Annotated in this window: 12 protein-coding genes and 1 rRNA gene; 11 read left to right on the top strand and 2 right to left on the bottom strand. The window is 72.4% G+C overall.

Annotated elements, in window-relative coordinates:
• Positions 1-166: 166 nt before the first annotated feature.
• Both rrf and C2142_RS12685 read left to right on the top strand, forming a co-directional pair.
• Positions 167-283, top strand: a 5S ribosomal RNA gene (gene rrf / locus C2142_RS12690).
• A 94-nt stretch (positions 284-377) separates the two neighbouring features.
• A complete protein-coding gene (locus C2142_RS12685) occupies positions 378-1,226 on the top strand; it encodes a phosphatase PAP2 family protein (RefSeq protein ID WP_148642744.1) in 849 nt (282 codons plus the stop codon).
• 87 nt (positions 1,227-1,313) lie between these two features.
• Here C2142_RS12685 and C2142_RS12680 read toward each other — a convergent pair whose 3' ends face one another.
• Positions 1,314-1,877 carry a GPR1/FUN34/YaaH family transporter gene (locus C2142_RS12680; protein ID WP_148642743.1) on the bottom strand — a complete coding sequence of 188 codons (564 nt, stop codon included), beginning with the start codon at positions 1,875-1,877 and terminating at the stop codon, positions 1,314-1,316.
• A 383-nt stretch (positions 1,878-2,260) separates the two neighbouring features.
• Complete coding sequence (locus C2142_RS12675) at positions 2,261-4,822, bottom strand: SpoIIE family protein phosphatase (RefSeq protein WP_148642742.1); 2,562 nt, start codon at positions 4,820-4,822, stop codon at positions 2,261-2,263.
• 544 nt (positions 4,823-5,366) lie between these two features.
• Here C2142_RS12675 and C2142_RS12670 point away from each other — a divergent pair.
• The 9 genes from C2142_RS12670 (at position 5,367) to C2142_RS12630 (ending at position 18,670) form a co-directional block, all read left to right on the top strand.
• A complete protein-coding gene (locus tag C2142_RS12670) occupies positions 5,367-9,911 on the top strand; it encodes a HAMP domain-containing protein (protein WP_277347334.1) in 4,545 nt (1,514 codons plus the stop codon).
• Between the two features lie 321 nt (positions 9,912-10,232).
• Complete coding sequence (locus tag C2142_RS12665) at positions 10,233-10,868, top strand: response regulator (RefSeq protein ID WP_148642741.1); 636 nt, start codon at positions 10,233-10,235, stop codon at positions 10,866-10,868.
• A 127-nt stretch (positions 10,869-10,995) separates the two neighbouring features.
• Positions 10,996-13,707, top strand: a complete 2,712-nt coding sequence (locus tag C2142_RS12660; RefSeq protein WP_148642740.1) for a DNA translocase FtsK — start codon at positions 10,996-10,998, stop codon at positions 13,705-13,707.
• A 262-nt stretch (positions 13,708-13,969) separates the two neighbouring features.
• Positions 13,970-14,833 (top strand): RodZ domain-containing protein, encoded by an 864-nt coding sequence (locus C2142_RS12655; RefSeq protein ID WP_148642739.1) that lies wholly within the window; start codon positions 13,970-13,972, stop codon positions 14,831-14,833.
• A 107-nt stretch (positions 14,834-14,940) separates the two neighbouring features.
• Entirely contained in the window at positions 14,941-16,425 is a 1,485-nt protein-coding gene (rimO, locus tag C2142_RS12650; RefSeq protein WP_148642738.1) for a 30S ribosomal protein S12 methylthiotransferase RimO, read from the top strand.
• Positions 16,422-17,060, top strand: a complete 639-nt coding sequence (gene pgsA, locus C2142_RS12645) for a CDP-diacylglycerol--glycerol-3-phosphate 3-phosphatidyltransferase (protein WP_148642737.1) — start codon at positions 16,422-16,424, stop codon at positions 17,058-17,060. The genes rimO and pgsA overlap by 4 nt, the downstream gene beginning before the upstream one ends.
• 74 nt (positions 17,061-17,134) lie before the next feature.
• A complete protein-coding gene (locus C2142_RS12640; RefSeq protein WP_148644741.1) occupies positions 17,135-17,611 on the top strand; it encodes a CinA family protein in 477 nt (158 codons plus the stop codon).
• Between the two features lie 351 nt (positions 17,612-17,962).
• Positions 17,963-18,331: a helix-turn-helix transcriptional regulator gene (locus C2142_RS12635; protein ID WP_148642736.1), complete on the top strand. Its 369-nt coding sequence runs from the start codon at positions 17,963-17,965 to the stop codon at positions 18,329-18,331.
• Between the two features lie 54 nt (positions 18,332-18,385).
• A complete protein-coding gene (locus tag C2142_RS12630) occupies positions 18,386-18,670 on the top strand; it encodes a hypothetical protein (protein WP_148642735.1) in 285 nt (94 codons plus the stop codon).
• The last annotated feature ends 70 nt before the right edge of the window (positions 18,671-18,740 follow it).

The following is an 18,740-nucleotide window of genomic DNA, read 5'->3' as shown; positions in this document are numbered from 1 at the left end:
AGACGACTGGGTTGATAGGCCGGATATGGAAGCCCCGTGAGGGGTGGAGTTGACCGGTACTAATAGGCCGAGGGCTTGTCCTCAGTTGCTCGCGTCCACTGTGTTGTTCTGAAACAACGACCCCGTGACATGGCCTGTCATGGTGCGGCCGACAGTTTCATAGTGTTTCGGTGGTCATAGCGTGAGGGAAACGCCCGGTTACATTCCGAACCCGGAAGCTAAGCCTCACAGCGCCGATGGTACTGCAGGGGGGACCCTGTGGGAGAGTAGGACGCCGCCGAACAATCATTCCAAAAAGACCCCCTTCCGGACGGAAGGGGGTCTTTTTGCGTTAACGTCTCTGCCAGCACACCCCGGCCGGCGGAAGGCACGAACCGTTGCAGAACCTGACCCTTACCTGGCAGTCCGCCGGGGGCACCGCGGTCGCTCTCTACGGCGGTTCGTACGCGGCGTCCAGGTGGCGGCGTGCCCCGCTGTCGTCGCTGCTGCGGGAGGCCGGCACGCTGCTGGCGCTGTTCGCGCTCTGGCAGTTGGTCGGACACCTCTCCCTGATGAGCAGCGAGCACGCGCTGGACCGGGCGCGTTGGATCCACCGGACGGAGCTGGCGGTCGGGTTGCCGGACGAGGCGTCCTGGCAGGCGGCGGTCACGCCGTACCCGGTGGCGGTGAAGGCCGCGAACTACTACTACGCCGTGATGCACTTCGCGGTGATGATCGCCGTCCTGGTCTGGGTCTTCGTGCGGCACCGCGAGCGGTACGCCTGGGTGCGGAACACGGTGGTGATCACGACGGCGATCTGCCTCGCCGTCCAGTTCATCCCGGTGGCGCCGCCCCGGATGCTGCCGCAGAGCGGGTTCGTCGACGTGGCCGCGGAGTACGGCCAGTCGGTGTACGGGGGCGCGGTCGGCGGGGTGGTGGTCGCCGCACAGCTCTCGGCCATGCCGTCGGTGCACGTGGCCTGGTGCGTGCTGGCGGCGGTGGCGGTGATCCGGGTGTCGACGAGTTCGCTGCGCTGGCTGACGGTGCTGCACCCGGTGCTGACCGTCGCGGTCGTTGTGGTCACGGCGAACCACTTCTGGGCGGACGGCCTGGTCGCGGTGGCGATCCTGCTCTTCGCGTACGCCGCCCAGGCGGCCTTCGCCCGTTGGCGGGCCCGCCGGGCCTCCCGCGCCGTGTCGGCGGCGGTCGACGCGCCGGCCGCGGAACGGGCGGGCAGCCGGCGCTAGCCGGACGGACGCGCCGCCGGGCCGGCCTCCCCAGCGGGGGAGGCCGGCCCCTGTGCGTGCCTGCCGTCGGACCCTTGGCCGGGCCCCTTACTTGACCGGGAGTACGGCCCGGCCCCAGGCGCTGTTGGTCAGCGACGAGGTGGCCCAGTACCAGGCGACGAGCCCGGAGGCCGCGGCGACCCAGCCGGCGAACTTGGCGAGGCCGCCGGAGGTGTTGAAGGTGGCGAAGGCGGAGAGCACCAGCGAGACGGTCAGCAGACCGTAGACGAGGCGGCTGAACAGGCCCGCGTTCCAGCTGGCGGCGGTGAGGGTGAGGGCGAGCAGGGCCCACAGCAGCAGGAACAGGCCCGCCGCGTTCTTTCCGGCCCCGCCGGCCGCCGACCAGGTGGCCCAGAAGGCGCCGAGGCTGGTGAAGGCCGTGCCGGTGAAGCCCTCGCCGCCGCGGAGCTGCCAGAGACCGGCGATGAAGAGGGTGACTCCGCCGAGAAGGTGGGCGAGATGTGCCGAGTCCCCGACCCCGGTGCCGCTGAGGATCCCGGTGGAGAGGAGACCGTAGGCGAGGAGTGTCAGGCCGAGGGCGAGGTAGCCGAGGTTGACGGCGTCGGCACCGGTGGAACGGGCGTTCTGTGCCCCGGAAGCTTCGTTGCTCACCGGAGGCTCCTTTCGGTTTGGGCGCGCGCAGGGCGCGGTCGACCGCAGGTGGGATGTTCGATGAGGTGGATGCGCGCGACCGCGCCGAGGGCGCACGGCTGGAGCGTGCGACGGCTGCGGTCAGAATGACGGCCCAGCGAAGGAGCCGCTGGTCGTGTCCCCGCCGGGGGATTCCCCGGTGAGATCGGTGTACCCGGTCGGCAGAGCTTGTACCCTTGTGAATCGCACAATTTGTGCCGTCGTCAGCTGTCGAACGCTCACGGTTGACCTCCGGGTCGCCCCGGTACGGGCAGCAGTGCTCATCCTTCGGGCAGTAGTGCTCAACCCAGGGGCGGCAGTGCTCAACCCGCGGGCGGCAGGGCCCGGCCCGCAGCCGGCACCGGTCAGCCCACGCGCTGGGCGGGCACCCGCAGGGTCAGGATGGCCATGTCGTCGGACGGGGGTTCCGGGGCGAACCGCTCGACGGCCCGCTGCACCCGCAGGGCCACCGCACCCGCGGTCAGCCCGGTGCAGCCGGTCAGCACCTCGGCGAGGCCGTCGTCGCCCAGCATCCGCAGCCCCTCCCGGCGTTCGGTGACGCCGTCGGTGACGCAGAGCAGCACCTCGCCGGGGGCGAGCACCAAGTGCTCCGCGGTGAGGTCGAGTTCGTCCATCACCCCGAGCAGCGGCTGCGGGGTGGCGGCCCGGTCCACCTGGCCGTCGGTGCGCAGCCGCAGCGGCAGCGGGTGGCCGGCGCAGACCAGCGACAGCTCGGTGCTGCCGTCCGGGCGCGGCGTCAGCTCGCCGTACAACAGGGTGAGGAAGCGGCTGCGCGAACCCTCGTCGAGGATGGCGGCGTTGAGCCGGCTGAGGACCTGCGGGGCGTCCAGGCCCTCGCGGGCGAGCAGGCGCAGCGAGTGCCGGGCGAGGCCGGTGACGGACGCCGCCTCGGGGCCGGTGCCGCAGACGTCGCCGATGGCGAAGCCGTAGGTGCCCTCGCGGATGGTGAACAGGTCGTAGAAGTCGCCGCCGACCTCGTTGCCCTCGCCGGCCGCCTGGTAGTAGACGTCGACCTCGACGCCGGGGATCTCGGGCAGGTCCGGCGGCAGCAGGCTGCGCTGGAGGGCCTGGCTGGTGGCGGTGCGCTCGGAGTAGAGGCGGGAGTTGTCCAGTGCGAGGGCCGCCCGGCGGGAGAGGTCCTCGGCGAGCTCCAGGATCTCCTGGCGGAACCGGACGCCGGCCGGGACGCCGAGGACGAGCAGGCCGATGACGCGGTTGCGGGCGGTGAGCGGCAGGACGACGGTCTCGCCGAGCAGGCCGGAGAGTTCGGGGCTGTCGGTCAGTCCGCCGGCCCGGGCGGTGTCGACCGGGGCGGTCCAGAAGCGGACGCCGTGGGTGGGGCCGGACTCCGGAGCCGGGGTCTTGTCGAGCAGGGCGCGCAGCGGGTCGATGCGGTCCTCGTCCTCGTGGAGGACGAAGGCGAGCGAGGCCGGGGCGCCGTGGTCGCCGTTGGTGTAGACGGCGCACCAGGAGGCGAGGGTGGGGACGGCCATCTGGGCCATCAGGGCGAGCGTCTGTTCGTGTTCCAGGGTGCCGGCCAGCAGGTCGGAGGCCTCGACGAGGAAGGACAGCGAGCCGCGGCGCAGCCGGTCGAGTTCGGTGAGCCGGGTGCTCTCGATGGCGAGCGCGACGCGGTCGGCGGCGAACTGGAGGCGCAGCGCGTCCTCGTTGTCGTACCGGCCGGGGGCGGCGGCGGCGATGCCGAGGGAGCCGATCAGCCGGCCCTCGACCTTGAGCGGGACGGTGAGCAGGGAGCGCAGGCCGCTGCCGGTGAGCAGCGCGGGGCCGTTCGGGCGGGTGGCGAGGTCCTCGTGGACGGAGGGCAGCCGGGCGGAGTCGTAGCGGTTGCCGGTCTCGACCGGGAAGCGGCTGTGCCGGCGGTGGCCGGTGGTGAGGCCGGTGGTGGCGCGGACCTCGAACTCGGTCTCGTCCTCGGTGGTGAGCAGGACGTAGGCGGCGTCGGCGTCGAGCAGGTCGCGGGCGCGTTCGACGGTGCGCTGGAGCAGGGTGTCGAGGTCGTCGGAGGCGGTGGGGCCGGCGAGCAGGTCGAGCCGGCCGGCGGCCTGGTCGGACCTGTCGCCGGGCAGGGCGCGGGCGGGGGAGCGGAGCACCGCCCGGTCGGATTCGAGCACGAGCAGACAGAGGGTGGACGGGGTGCCGTCGGTGTCGCGGATCCGGACCTGGAGGCCGTACACGTCGACGGTGCGGCCGTCGGCGTGGCGCAGGCCGTAGCTGCCCTCCCAGCGGGCCAGCCGGAGCGTCGCGGCCAGGCCGAGGCCGGTGCCGGGGCCCTGCGGCCAGACGGCGAGGTCGGCCCAGGGGCTGCCGAGGACGGCGTCGGCGGGGTGTCGGAAGAGGGCCTCGGCGTCGGCGTTCCAGGCGAGTACGCGGCCGTCGTCGTCGAGTTGGACCACGGCGACGTGCACCGGGCCGCTGCTGCTGGGCAGTTCGCCGCCCGGGGTGGCGGGGACGGCGTAGCGGGTGCCGGCGACGTGGGCGGGCAGGGCGAGGCGGAACCAGACGGTCTTGCGGCCGGCCGAGTACTCGACGCCCCAGCGCTCGGCGAGGGCGGAGCACATCAGCAGGCCGCGGCCGCCCTCGCCGTCGGGGTCGGCGTAGCGGTCGGAGGCGGTGACGGGGACGTCGGCGAAGGACGGCAGTCCGCGTTCGGGGTGGTGGTCGGTGACCTCGATCCGGACGGTCCCGTCCTCGCGCAGGCAGCAGACCTCGGCGGCGGTGCCGGCGTGCACGACGGCGTTGGTGACGAGTTCGCTGACCAGCACGACGGCGTCGTCGACGACCTCGGGCAGGCCCCAGCCCAGCAGGGCGTCCCGGACGAACGAGCGGGCGGCTCCGGCCGACCGGCCGACGGGTTCGAAGGTGGCGGCTGCGCGCGCGGTGACCACGTTGCCACTTCTCCTCTGCTCTGGCCCTGGCTGTCCGGGTGCGGCGCCGACTCCCCCGGTACGCGCCGGCGGGGTGAGCGGCGGCGCTGGGCGGGGTCGTGGCCCGGTGCAGCGCTCCACCCTACTTTCCGGTTGGTTCCCCGTGGGGGCGGGGCGCCGAAACAGGCACCTGAGGGTGATTCTGCCCACCTGTTTCGGCCGGGGCGGTACCAACCGAGCGCAACCGGCCGTATACCCGGCGCCTGTGCTGCCAGACTGGGGGGTCCGCGACGGCCGGTCGGAGCAGTACGGTCGTGTGGGTTCCGGTGGGCCGCGAGGTCCGCGGGGACGCAGTTGCGCCGGGCCGGTGTCCGGTTGCGGGCCCCGGAAGGGGCGCGGCCGGTCACCGGACAGTTCACGATCTGGGAGGGGCCCGTTGAGTTCGGCCACCAAGGACGCAACCGGTACGACGCCGCCCGCTCAGCGTGGTGCGCGGTCCGGGGCCGCGCCGCGGAGCGCGGCCGGCCGGCGAGCGAACCACAACCGGGGAGCCGAGCCGGCCGAGCTGCGCAAGCTGCTGGCCGCGCTGACCGCCATGCGGGACGGCAACTTCCGCCGCCGGCTGACCGTGCCGGGCGACGGGCCGCTGGCCGAGATCGCCGCGGTGTTCAACGAGGTCGCCGAGCGCAACCAGCACCTGACCGGCGAGCTGGCCCGGGTGCGGCGGGCGGTGGGCCGCGAGGGCCGGCTGAACGAGCGGCTGGAGACCGGCGCCGGCGAGGGCGCCTGGATGGCCGCCGTCGACAACTGCAACGCGCTGATCGACGACCTGGCCCGGCCGATGGCCGACGTGGGCCGGGTGCTGGCCTCGATCGCCGAGGGCGACCTGGACCAGAAGATGGAGCTGCGCTCGCTGCACGGCAACGGGGTGAGCCACCCGTTGCGCGGCGAGTACCTGAAGATCGGCCGGACGGTCAACGGCCTGGTGGACCAGCTCTCCGAGTTCACGGACGAGGTGACCAGGGTCGCGATCGAGGTCGGCACCGAGGGCAAGCTCGGCGGCCAGGCCAAGGTGCGCAGCGTCTCGGGCAGTTGGAAGGACCTGGCGGACTCGGTCAACACCATGGCCGGCCGGCTGACCGCGCAGGTGCGCAACATCGCCCAGGTGACGACCGCGGTGGCCAAGGGCGACCTGTCGCGCAAGGTCACGGTCGAGGTGGCCGGCGAGATGCTGGAGTTGAAGAACACCGTCAACACGATGGTGGACCAGCTCAACGGCTTCGCCGCGCAGGTGACCAGGGTGGCCCGGGACGTGGGGACCGAGGGCCGTCTCGGCGGTCAGGCGCAGGTGCCCGGTGTCGCCGGCGTCTGGCGGGACCTCACCGACTCGGTCAACTTCATGGCCGACAACCTGACCGGCCAGGTGCGCAACATCGCCCAGGTGACGACGGCGGTGGCGCGCGGGGACCTCTCGCAGAAGATCGAGGTGGATGCGCGCGGCGAGATGCTGGAGCTGAAGAACACCATCAACACGATGGTCGACCAGCTCTCCGGCTTCGCCGAGCAGGTGACCCGGGTGGCCCGTCAGGTGGGCACCGAGGGGCGGCTGGGCGGTCAGGCGCAGGTGCCGGGCGCGGCCGGCGTCTGGCGGGACCTCACCGACAACGTCAACTTCATGGCGAACAACCTCACCGACCAGGTGCGCAACATCGCCCAGGTGACCACGGCGGTCGCCAAGGGCGACCTGTCGCAGAAGATCCAGGTGGACGCGCGGGGCGAGATCCTCGAACTCAAGAACACCATCAACACGATGGTGGACCAGCTGGGCGCCTTCGCGGACGAGGTGACCAGGGTCGCCCGGGACGTCGGCACCGAGGGCATCCTCGGCGGCCAGGCGAGTGTGCCGGGGGTCTCCGGTACCTGGAAGGACCTGACCAACAGCGTCAACCTGATGGCCAACAACCTGACCAGCCAGGTCCGCAACATCGCCGAGGTGACCACTGCGGTGGCCCGCGGCGACGTGTCGAAGAAGATCACCGTCGACGCCCGGGGCGAGATCCTGGAGCTGGTGACGACCGTCAACACGATGGTCGACCAGCTGTCGGCGTTCGCCGACGAGGTGACCCGGGTGGCCCGCGAGGTGGGCACCGAGGGCATCCTCGGCGGCCAGGCCCGGGTGCGCGGGGTGTCGGGCATCTGGAAGGACCTGACCGACAACGTCAACCTGATGGCCAACAACCTCACCGGCCAGGTCCGCAACATCGCCGAGGTGGCCGGCGCGGTGGCCCGCGGCGACCTCTCCAAGAAGATCGCCATCGACGCGCAGGGCGAGGTCGCGGCGCTCGCCGGCACCCTGAACACCATGGTCGACCAGCTCTCCTCCTTCGCCGTGGAGGTGACCCGGGTGGCCCGCGAGGTCGGCACCGACGGCACCCTGGGCGGCCAGGCGAGCGTGCCGGGCGTGGCCGGCATCTGGAAGGACCTGACCGACAACGTCAACCTGATGGCCAACAACCTCACCGGCCAGGTCCGCAACATCGCGCTGGTGATCACCGCGGTGGCCCGCGGCGACCTCTCGCAGAAGATCGACGTGGACGCGCGCGGCGAGATCCTGGAGCTCAAGACCAGCATCAACACCATGGTCGACCAGCTGGGGTCGTTCGCGGACGAGGTGACCCGGGTGGCCCGCGAGGTGGGCACCGACGGCCGTCTCGGCGGCCAGGCCAGGGTCCCCGGCGTGGACGGCACCTGGCAGGACCTCACCGAGTCGGTGAACGAGCTGGCCAACAACCTGACCCGGCAGGTGCGCGCGATCGCCCAGGTCGCCACCGCCGTGACCAGGGGCGACCTGAGCCTGCGGATCGACGTGGACGCCGCCGGCGAGCTCGACGAGCTCAAGGACAACATCAACCAGATGATTGCCAACCTGCGCGAGACCACCCGCACCAACCAGGAACAGGACTGGCTCAAGACCAACCTGGCCCGGATCTCCGGCCTGCTGCAGGGCCGCCGGGACCTGGAGGCGGTCGCGTCGCTGATCATGACCGAGCTGACGCCGGTGGTCTCCGCCCAGCACGGCGCGTTCTTCCTCGCCCAGCCGGCCGGCCGCACCGCCGAGCTGATCACCGAGGACGACGACGAGAACGACACCGTCCTGCGGCTGATCGGCAGCTACGGCTACCAGCGGCGGGCGATGCCGACCATCTTCCGGCCCGGCGAGTCGCTGATCGGCCAGGCCGCGGTGGAGAAGCGGGCGATCATCCTCAAGGAGGCGCCGCCCGGGTACCTCAAGATCGCCTCGGGCCTCGGGGAGGCCTCACCGGCCCACATCGTGGTGCTGCCGGTACTGTTCGAGGGCCGGCTGCTGGGCGTGATCGAGCTGGCCACGTTCAGCTCCTTCACCACCGTGGCACTGGACTTCCTCAACCAGATCGCCGACCTGATCGGCGTCACCGTCAACACCATCAGCGTCAACACCAAGACCGAGGGCCTGCTGCTGGAGTCCCAGCGGCTGACCGCGGAACTCTCGATGCGCTCCGCCGAGTTGGAGGCGCGCCAGGAGGAGCTGGAGCGCACCAACGAGGAGTTGCAGGAGAAGGCCTCGCAACTCGCCCAGCAGAACCGTGACATCGAGATCAAGAACGGCGAGATCGAGGAGGCCCGGCAGGTCCTGGAGGAGCGCGCCGAGCAGCTCGCCCTGGCCTCCCGGTACAAGAGCGAGTTCCTCGCCAACATGTCGCACGAGCTGCGCACCCCGCTCAACTCGCTGCTGATCCTGGCCAAGCTGCTCTCCGACAACAACGAGGGCAACCTCTCGCCCAAGCAGGTCGAGTTCGCCGACACCATCCACGGCGCCGGCTCCGACCTGCTCCAGCTGATCAACGACATCCTCGACCTCTCCAAGGTCGAGGCCGGGAAGATGGACGTCCGCCCGGCCCGGATCGCCCTGGTCCAGCTGGTCGACTACGTGGAGGCCACCTTCCAGCCGGTCGCCCTGGACAAGAGCCTCGACTTCGCGGTCCGGGTCTCGCCCGCGCTGCCGGTCACCCTGCACACCGACGAGCAGCGGCTCCAGCAGGTGCTGCGCAACCTGATCTCCAACGCGGTCAAGTTCACCGACGCCGGCGCGGTCGACTTCTCGATCAGCCCGGCCGGCTCCGAGGTCCCGCAGCACGTCCGGGAGCAGCTGCTGGAGGCGGGCGCGATCCAGGGCCCGGACGACGAGCTGATCGCCTTCTCGGTCTCCGACACGGGCATCGGCATCCCCGGCAACAAGCTGCGGGAGATCTTCGAGGCGTTCAAGCAGGCCGACGGCACCACCAGCCGCAAGTACGGCGGCACCGGCCTCGGGCTCTCGATCAGCCGGGAGATCGCCCGGCTGCTCGGCGGTGAGATCCACGCCGAGAGCGAGTTCGGCAAGGGCTCCACCTTCACCCTCTACCTGCCGCTGCGCACCGAGGCCGCGGGCGTTCCCGGGGGCGTGCAGACGCCGGCCGCGAGCAGCCCCGTGGTCCGGGCCACGGTCGCCGTGACCCCGGCCGGCACGCCCGTCCCGGTCGGCGAGAACCCGGCCGACCACTGGGCCCAGGAGGTCCGGGAGCTGGCCGAGGAGCGCCGCCGGGGTGCCGTCGAGCGGCGCCGTGCCGCCGCCCTGGACGCCTCCGCCGAGGGCCGCGCCCAGGCCGTCGGCCCCGCCGTCCGGCCGGGCCGGCGGGTGGACGCCCGCTTCGACGGCCAGCAGGTGCTGATCGTGGACGACGACGTCCGCAACGTCTTCGCGCTCACCAGCGTCCTGGAGCAGCACGGCCTGACCGTTCTCTACGCCGAGAACGGCCGCGAGGGCATCGAGATGCTGGAGCAGCACGAGAACGTCGCGCTGGTCCTGATGGACATCATGATGCCGGAGATGGACGGCTACGCGACCACCGAGGCGATCCGCCGGATGCCCCAGTTCGCCGGTCTGCCGATCATCGCGCTGACCGCCAAGGCGATGAAGGGCGACCGGGAGAAGTCCCTGGAGGCCGGCGCCACCGACCACATCACCAAGCCGGTCGAGACCGACCACCTGCTGACGGTGATGCACGAATGGCTGACGGCCCGGAAGGGATAGCCGCCGCGACCCCCCGCCGGACCGGGAGGACCGGCGGGGGCGTGCGGTACCCGGCCCGCTCCGGGGTTCACGCCCCGGGGGCGGGCCGTTTGCTGGCGGTCGGGGGCGGGAACCGGGTAGGGTCACCGATCGTTGCGAACAGTGACCGGACGGCGACTCGCTGCTGAGCGTGCGCCGGAGCACCGGTTGCGTGTCGTTCCGGATCAAGTCCTGACGGAGCGGTGTGCCGGGCGAGGGGGTGCGGCTAGCATGACCGGGGTAGTGGTGGGCAGTACGCGGGTGCCTTCCCCAGGCAGGCAGACGACAGGAGGGCGGGCCGGAATGCAGAAGGCGAAGATCCTCCTGGTCGACGACCGGCCGGAGAACCTGCTGGCGCTGGAGGCGATCCTCTCCGCGCTGGACCAGACGCTGGTGCGCGCGGCCTCCGGTGAGGAGGCGCTCAAGGCGCTGCTCACCGACGACTTCGCGGTGATCCTGCTCGACGTCCAGATGCCGGGCATGGACGGCTTCGAGACGGCCGCGCACATCAAGCGGCGCGAGCGCACCCGGGACATCCCGATCATCTTCCTGACGGCGATCAACCACGGGCCGCACCACACCTTCCGCGGCTACGCGGCCGGCGCGGTGGACTACATCTCCAAGCCCTTCGACCCCTGGGTGCTGCGCGCCAAGGTGTCGGTCTTCGTCGACCTCTACATGAAGAACTGCCAGCTCAGGGAGCAGGCCTCGCTGTTGCGACTGCAACTGGAGGAGGGCGGCGGGCAGCCGGCCATCGGCGGCGCGCTGCTGGGCGAGCTGTCGGCGCGGCTGGCCTCGGTGGAGGAGCAGGCCGAGGCGCTGGTCAAGCAGCTGGACGGCACCGAGGACGGCGGGGTCGCCGCCACCGCGGTGCACCTGGAGCGGAAGCTGGCGGGCCTGCGCAGGGCGCTGGACGCGCTGCGCCCCGGTACGGACTAGACGGCGGCCCCCCGCTTGCCCCGTCCGGGTGAAACCGGATCAGCGTGACGGTGTGTCTGCGACACGTCCGGGCACCCCGCACCAGGCGCATGGGCACCGGTGGTCGGCCCCGGTAGGCTGCTGAGCCATGGCCACACGTACGCCCGGAAGCGCGGCACGCAGTTCGAGTCCGGGACCGTCCAAGAAGGCCGCGGCGAAGGCTCCGGCCAAGCCGCCCGCGAAGAAGGCGGCCGCCAAGAAGGCAGCCCCGGCGAAGAAGGCCCCGGCCAAGCCCGCCCCGGCAGCGCCGCCCCCGCCCCCGCCGGTGCTCTACCGCGCCGTCCGGGCCGTCTGGCTCGGCCTGGCACACGCGGTCGGCGCGGTCTTCCGCGGCTTCGGCGACGGCGCCAAGAACCTGGACCCGGCGCACCGCAAGGACGGCGTCGGCCTGCTCCTGTTCGCGCTGGCGCTGGTCACGGCCGCGGGCACCTGGTTCAGCCCCCAGGGCTGGCTGGGCGAGGCGGCCACCAATGTGGTCTCCGGGCTGTTCGGCCGGCTGGACGTGCTGGTGCCGTTCCTGCTGGCGGCCGTCGCGATCCGGCTGATGCGCCACCCGGAGCTGCCCGAGGCCAACGGGCGGATCATGATCGGCCTCAGCGCGCTGGTGGTCGGCGTGCTCGGCCTGGTCCACATCGGCTGCGGTGCGCCCATGATGGGCAGCGGTGCGTCCCGGATAAGGGCGGCCGGAGGCATCGTCGGCTGGGCCGTCTCGACCCCGATGATGGCCGCCGCCGGACCGCCGCTCGCGGTGCCGCTCCTGCTGCTGCTGGCCTTCTTCGGCCTGCTGGTCACCACCGCCACCCCCGTCAACCGGATCCCCGAGCGGCTGCGCGCGGCCGGGGTGCGCCTGGGCGTGGTCGAGCCCGGTCCGGATGAGCAGACCGGGGGGCGCACGCCGGAGCGCGAGTTCTCCACCGAGCCGCCGGAGGACGCCGACCCGTCGGCGCTGCCGTTCACGGTGGACGTCGACGGCGACTCCCCGCAGGACGAGGTGGCCGCCCGTCGGCGCCGCCGCCGGCGCAAGCAGCCGGACGACCCGGAGCAGGACGCCGCCGCCGCGGACGCGCCGGGCAGGGACCCGTTCGTCAAGGACCTGGACGACCCGTACGCCACCCGGGACCTCGCCGCCGGCGCCGCCGCCGACCTCGACGGCGCGCTGGTCTACGGCGTGCCCGCCTCCTCGGCGGTGGCGAACATGATGCACCAGGTGCAGGACCGCACCGCCCCGCCGGAGGAGCCCGCCGTCCCGGCCGCCCGCAGCGCCGGGGCCGGCCCCGGCGCACCGGAGGAGCACGGCCCGGCGCCGGTGCGGATGGAGCAGCTCCAGCTCTCCGAGGGCATCACCTACGCGCTGCCCTCGCTCGACCTGCTGGAGCGCGGCGGCCCGGCCAAGGCCCGCAGCGCCCTCAACGACGAGGTGGTGGCGCAGCTCACCAGCACCTTCGGCGAGTTCAAGGTGGACGCCAGGGTCACCGGCTTCACCCGGGGCCCGACGGTCACCCGGTACGAGGTCGAGCTGGGCCCGGCCGTGAAGGTGGAGCGGATCACCGCGCTCGCCAAGAACATCGCGTACGCGGTGGCCAGCCCGGACGTGCGGATCATCAGCCCGATCCCGGGGAAGTCCGCGGTCGGCATCGAGATCCCCAACCGGGACCGGGAGATGGTCAACCTCGGCGACCTGCTGCGCTCGCGCACGGCAGCCGAGGACACCCACCCGATGGTCGTCGGCATGGGCAAGGACGTCGAGGGCCACACCGTGATGGCCAACCTCGCCAAGATGCCGCACATCCTGGTGGCCGGAGCGACCGGCGCGGGCAAGTCGTCCTGCATCAACTGCCTGATCACCTCGGTGCTGGCCCGGGCCACCCCGGACGAGGTCCGGATGGTCCTGGTCGACCCGAAGCGGGTCGAGCTGACCGCGTACGAGGGCATCCCGCACCTGATCACGCCGATCATCACCAACCCCAAGAAGGCCGCCGAGGCCCTCCAGTGGGTGGTGCGCGAGATGGACCTGCGCTACGACGACCTCGCGGCGTTCGGGTTCCGGCACGTGGACGACTTCAACGCGGCGGTGAAGGCCGGGAAGGTGACCCCGCCGCTGGGCAGCGAGCGCGAGCTGAAGCCGTACCCGTACCTGCTGGTGATCGTCGACGAGCTGGCCGACCTGATGATGGTCGCCCCGCGCGACGTCGAGGACTCGGTGGTCCGGATCACCCAGCTCGCCCGGGCCGCCGGCATCCACCTGGTGCTGGCGACCCAGCGGCCCTCGGTGGACGTGGTCACCGGTCTGATCAAGGCCAACGTGCCGTCCCGGCTGGCGTTCGCGACCTCGGCGATGGCCGACTCGCGGGTCATCCTGGACCAGCCGGGCGCCGAGAAGCTGATCGGCAAGGGCGACGCGCTCTTCCTGCCGATGGGCGCGAGCAAGGCGGTCCGCATGCAGGGCGCGTTCGTCACCGAAGCGGAGATCGCCGCGGTCGTCCAGCACTGCAAGGACCAGCTGACCGCCGTCTACCGGGACGACGTCACCGTCGGCGGCGGGCCGAAGAAGGAGATCGACGAGGAGATCGGCGACGACCTGGACCTGCTGATCCAGGCCGCGGAGCTGGTCGTCTCCACCCAGTTCGGCTCCACCTCGATGCTCCAGCGCAAGCTGCGGGTCGGCTTCGCCAAGGCCGGCCGGCTGATGGACCTGATGGAGTCGCGCGGGATCGTCGGCCCGAGCGAGGGCTCCAAGGCCCGCGACGTCCTGGTGAAGCCGGACGAGCTGGACGGCGTGATCGTCGGCATCCGCGGCTGACGGAGCGTCCCGTTCCGGGGTGTTCACCCGTTCGGAGGGGGGTAGGCGCGGTGTACGGAACCGATCGGACGTGCACCGCGTCACACGGCGAAAGCGGCGGCTGCGGTGAACGGCGGCCGACGCCCTGACGGCCGGTCAGCGGCCGTTCGGGGGCGGGACCGGGTAGGTGTGCGCATTCGGTCCTGTTCCGCTTGAGAAACGATCCGCCCGCGCCCCTAGACTGTTCCCCAGCAGGTGGCCATCCGCTCGAAAGGCGTGCCCCGTGACCATCGGCAAGTCCCGCGACCGCGAGAACGCCCCGTCGTCCGCCCAGCCTTCCGGCGGCGCGGAGCAGGCGGCCGATGCCGTGAGCATCGGCCGGGTGCTGTCCGCTGCCCGGATCGACGCCGGACTCACGGTGGACCAGGTCAGTAGCGCCACCCGCGTGCGGGTGCCGATCGTGCATGCCATCGAGGAGGACGACTACGGCTGCTGCGGCGGCGACTTCTACGCCCGCGGCCACATCCGCTCGATCGCCCGCGCGGTCGGCGTGGACGGCGAGGCACTGGTGGCCCAGTACGACGCCGCGCACGGCGGCGCCCCCGCCACCAAGCGGCCGACCCAGCTGATCGAGAGCGGGCCGATCAAGGTCCCCGGCCGCAGCCGGCCGAACTGGACTGCCGCGATGGTCGCCGCGATCTTCGCGGTGGTCGCACTGATCGGCTTCAACCTGGTCAGCGGCAAGACCACCGGCTCGACCACCGGCTCGGCCAGCGCACCGCTGCCCAGCGGCTCCGGCACCGGCTCGGTCGCCGCGGCGCCCTCGCCGAGCGTGCAGCCGCCCGCCCCGGCGCCCAGCGTCGCGGCGATCGCGGCCGCGCCGGCCGACAAGGTCACCGTGAAGCTGGTCGCCGAGAAGGACACCAGCTGGGTCTCGGCGCTGGACGGCAACGGCAAGTCGCTGTTCCAGAACAACATCGAGGAGGGTCAGGACCAGACCTTCACCGACCCCAAGCAGATCAAGCTGGTGATCGGCAACGCCGGAGCCGTGCACGTGTACGTCAACGGCAAGGACCTCGGTCCGGCGGGCAAGAACGGCCAGGTGGTGCATGTCACGTACACCCCCGGCGACCCGCAGGCTGGCTGACCACGGGCGGTCTGCGACCGGGCGAAGGTCCGGTGAAGATCCGGTAATCCGGGGCGCGCGGCCTCCGGGGCGAACGGCCCCGGCGGCCGCGCGTTAATCTTGGCCCTATGCCTGAACGCCGTACTGTCGCCCTTGTCACGCTCGGATGCGCCCGCAACGAGGTGGACTCCGAGGAACTCGCCGGGCGACTGGAGGCCGACGGCTGGTTGCTGGTCGACGACGCCGCCGAAGCCGACGTCGCCGTCGTCAACACCTGCGGCTTCGTCGAGGCCGCCAAGAAGGACTCGGTCGACGCCCTGCTGGAGGCCAACGACCTCAAGGGGCACGGTCGCACCCAGGCCGTCGTCGCGGTCGGCTGCATGGCCGAGCGGTACGGCAAGGAGCTGGCCGACGCGCTGCCCGAGGCGGACGGCGTGCTCGGCTTCGACGACTACTCGGACATCTCCGACCGCCTCCAGACCATCCTCTCGGGCGGCCACCACGCCCCGCACATCCCGCGCGACCGCCGCAAGCTGCTGCCGCTGAGCCCGGTCGAGCGCCAGGCCGCCGCCGCCGAGGTCGCCCTCCCGGGCCACGGCGGCGCTGAGAGCGCGCCGGAGGACCTCCCCGAGGGCCTGGCGCCCGCCTCCGGGCCGCGCACCCTGCGCAAGCGGCTGGACGACAGCCCGGTGGCCTCCGTGAAGCTCGCCTCCGGCTGCGACCGGCGATGTTCCTTCTGCGCCATCCCGGCCTTCCGCGGCTCGTTCATCTCGCGCCGCCCCTCGGACGTGCTCCAGGAGGCCCGCTGGCTGGCCTCGCAGGGCGTCCGCGAGGTGGTGCTGGTCAGCGAGAACAACACCTCGTACGGCAAGGACCTCGGCGACATCCGGCTGCTGGAGACGCTGCTCGGCGAGATCGCCGCGATCGAGGGCGTCGAGCGGGTCCGGGTCTCCTACCTCCAGCCGGCCGAGATGCGGCCGGGCCTGATCGACGCGATGACCGGCACCGCCGACGTGGTGCCCTACTTCGACCTCTCCTTCCAGCACTCGGCGCCCGCGGTGCTGCGCCGGATGCGCCGCTTCGGCTCCACCGACCAGTTCCTGGAGCTGCTCGGGACGATCCGCGGCAAGGCCCCGCAGGCCGGCGCCCGCTCCAACTTCATCGTCGGCTTCCCCGGCGAGACCGAGGAGGACTTCGCCGAGCTGGAGCGCTTCGTCACCCACGCCGGACTGGACGCGATCGGCGTCTTCGGCTACTCCGACGAGGACGGCACCGAGGCCGCGACCTACGACGGCAAGCTGCCCGAGGACGTGGTGGCGGACCGGCTCGACCGGCTCACCCGGCTCGCCGAGGAGATGACCGCCCAGCGGGCCGAGCAGCGGATCGGCACCGAGGTCGAGGTGCTGGTCGAGTCCGTGGAGGGCGACCTGGTCGAGGGCCGCGCCGCCCACCAGGCGCCCGAGACGGACGGCCTCACCACGCTCACCGGCGTGGAGGACCCGCAGGTCGGCCGGTTCTACCGGGCCCGGGTGGTCGCCAGCGAGGGCGTCGACCTGGTGGCCGAGGCGCTGGAGCAGGTGCGGGTCGGCCAGGCCCCGGGAGCCGGGGAATGACCAAGGGGCCCGGCGCCCCGGCCGCGGCCCACCCGGGCAGACCGGCGGCCGCGGCGCCGCCGGCGCCGGGGATCTGGAACATCGCCAACATGCTCACGATGCTCCGGCTGCTGCTGGTGCCGGTCTTCGTGGCGCTGCTCTTCGCCGACGGCGGCCACGACCCCAAGTGGCGGGCGGTGGCCTGGGCGTCGTTCGCGGTCGCGATGATCACCGATCTGTTCGACGGCGAGCTGGCCCGGCGCAAGGGCCTGGTCACCGACTTCGGCAAGATCGCCGACCCGATCGCCGACAAGGCGATCATGGGCTCGGCACTGATCGGCCTCTCGGTGCTGGGCGACCTGCCGTGGTGGGTCACGGCGGTCATCCTGGCCCGCGAGCTCGGCATCACCCTGATGCGGTTCTGGGTGATCCGGTACGGGGTCATCCCGGCCAGCCGGGGCGGCAAGCTGAAGACGCTCACCCAGGGCATCGCGGTCGGCATGTACGTCCTGGAGCTGACCGGCTGGCTCGCCACCGCGCGGGCCGTGCTGATGGGGCTGGCGGTGCTGCTGACCGTCGGCACCGCGCTGGACTACATCGGGCAGGCGCTGCGTTTGCGCCGCGAGGGGCTGGCCGCGGAGCGCGCGGGCCGGTGACGGGGGAGGACGGGGTGGATCGCGCGGTGGACGCCGGGGCAGGGCACGGGGCGCAGGCCCCTGCGGACTACGCGCTGGCGGAGCGGGCACACGCCGCGCTGCGCGGCGAGGGCAGCACCGTGGCGGTGGCGGAGTCGCTCACCGGCGGGCTGCTGGCGGCGGCTCTGGTGGACGTCCCGGGGGCGTCCGCGACCTTCCGCGGCTCGGTCACCGCGTACGCGACCGAGCTGAAGGCCTCGGTGCTCGGCGTCGACGAGGGCCTGCTGGCCGTGCACGGACCGGTACACCCGGTGGTGGCGCGGCAGATGGCCGAGGGCGTGCGCCGGCTGCTGGGCGCCACCTATGGGGTGGCGACGACCGGCGTGGCCGGGCCGGAGCCGCAGGACGGACAGCCGGTGGGCACCGTACACCTCGCGGTCGCCGGTCCGGGGGGAAGTCTGGTCACTTCGCCCCGGTTGTCGGGCGAGCGTGCCACAATCCGTCGCAGAGCGGTGACCGCCGCTCTGGAGCTGCTCGTCGGGCGGCTCCCGTCCGGTGCGTCCACGCACTGAGCCGTCGCCCGCCCACCGCAGAGGCGTCGCGCAGGCCCCGCCCGTGCAAGATCTCCACCGAAGCGAGATCTGCCGAACTGGCGTACGGGTATGGGCCGGCTGGAGGATCGTGTTACATCGGAGGGCCTGGTTGGGCAGAAACCAGGTGGCGAACGAGTGGCTTGGCGGTGGCCGGGCGCCGCGCGGAGGGTGCGAAGAGGTGCCCGCCGACCCGGGTACGACACCGAAACAGGGGAGGGGACAGCCTTGCAGCCCAGAGTGAACACGACCATGGTCCCCGCACGCGAAGCGGGCAAGGCGGTACGGTGGGGGCGTGACATCTCGATCCGCAGTCCGAGGAGGGAGGCACCGATGATCCTGCTCCGTCGCCTACTGGGCGATGTACTGCGTCGGCAGCGCCAGCGCCAGGGCCGCACACTCCGCGAGGTGTCGGCAGCCGCCAGGGTTTCGCTCGGTTACCTCTCCGAGGTCGAGCGGGGACAGAAGGAGGCCTCCTCGGAGCTGCTCTCCGCGATCTGCGACGCACTCGACGTCCGCATGTCCGAGGTCATGCGCGAGGTCAGCGACGAACTCTCGCTCGCCGAACTTGCGGCGATGGCCACCCTCTCCGAAGGTGAACTGCTGAGGCCGGTGCTCGAACCGGTACCGCTGCCCGCCCCCGGCACCGACCGGGCGAACCTCTCGCCCAAGGCCGCCGCGATGGACGTGGTCGCCGCCTGACCTGGCCTCGACGCCCGGGCGCCTGGTGCCCGGGGCGAGCGAAGGAGGGCGGTCGTGCGGAGAACCGCGACGGCGTACGCCGAAGGCCGAATACGGCCGGGGCGCCTGATGCCCCGGCCCTTGCGTGCGGGCCTGGTGGTCCTCGCCGGCGGGCTCGGCTGCTGGGTGCTGGTGGTCCGGGGACAACCGGCCGACGGTGCCGCGCTGGGGCTGCTCGCAGCTGGTGGCTGGGGCCTCGGGCTGATCCCGGTCCACGCCGACCGGCGGGCCACCGGACCGTCGCCGCGCCGGACGGGTGATCCGGCGGCCCGGGTGGAGGCGGAACCTCCGACCGGGTGACGTGCCCGGGTGATCTCCCGGGGAGCCCTCCGGCGTTGCGGTGGAACGAGTACGTGAGTGTTGCGGGCCG

Source organism: Streptomyces sp. CB01881 (genome assembly GCF_002953255.1).
Taxonomy (GTDB): domain Bacteria; phylum Actinomycetota; class Actinomycetes; order Streptomycetales; family Streptomycetaceae; genus Kitasatospora.
This window is presented reverse-complemented; position numbering and strand designations above follow the sequence as displayed.

Excerpts from the sequence above, each read along its gene's own strand:
- C2142_RS12665 (WP_148642741.1), top strand. The coding sequence starts at position 10,233 with ATGCAGAAGGCGAAGATCCTCCTGGTCGACGACCGGCCGGAGAACCTG.
- C2142_RS12660 (WP_148642740.1), top strand. The coding sequence starts at position 10,996 with ATGGCCACACGTACGCCCGGAAGCGCGGCACGCAGTTCGAGTCCGGGA.
- rimO (WP_148642738.1), top strand. The coding sequence starts at position 14,941 with ATGCCTGAACGCCGTACTGTCGCCCTTGTCACGCTCGGATGCGCCCGC.
- pgsA (WP_148642737.1), top strand. The coding sequence starts at position 16,422 with ATGACCAAGGGGCCCGGCGCCCCGGCCGCGGCCCACCCGGGCAGACCG.
- C2142_RS12635 (WP_148642736.1), top strand. The coding sequence starts at position 17,963 with ATGATCCTGCTCCGTCGCCTACTGGGCGATGTACTGCGTCGGCAGCGC.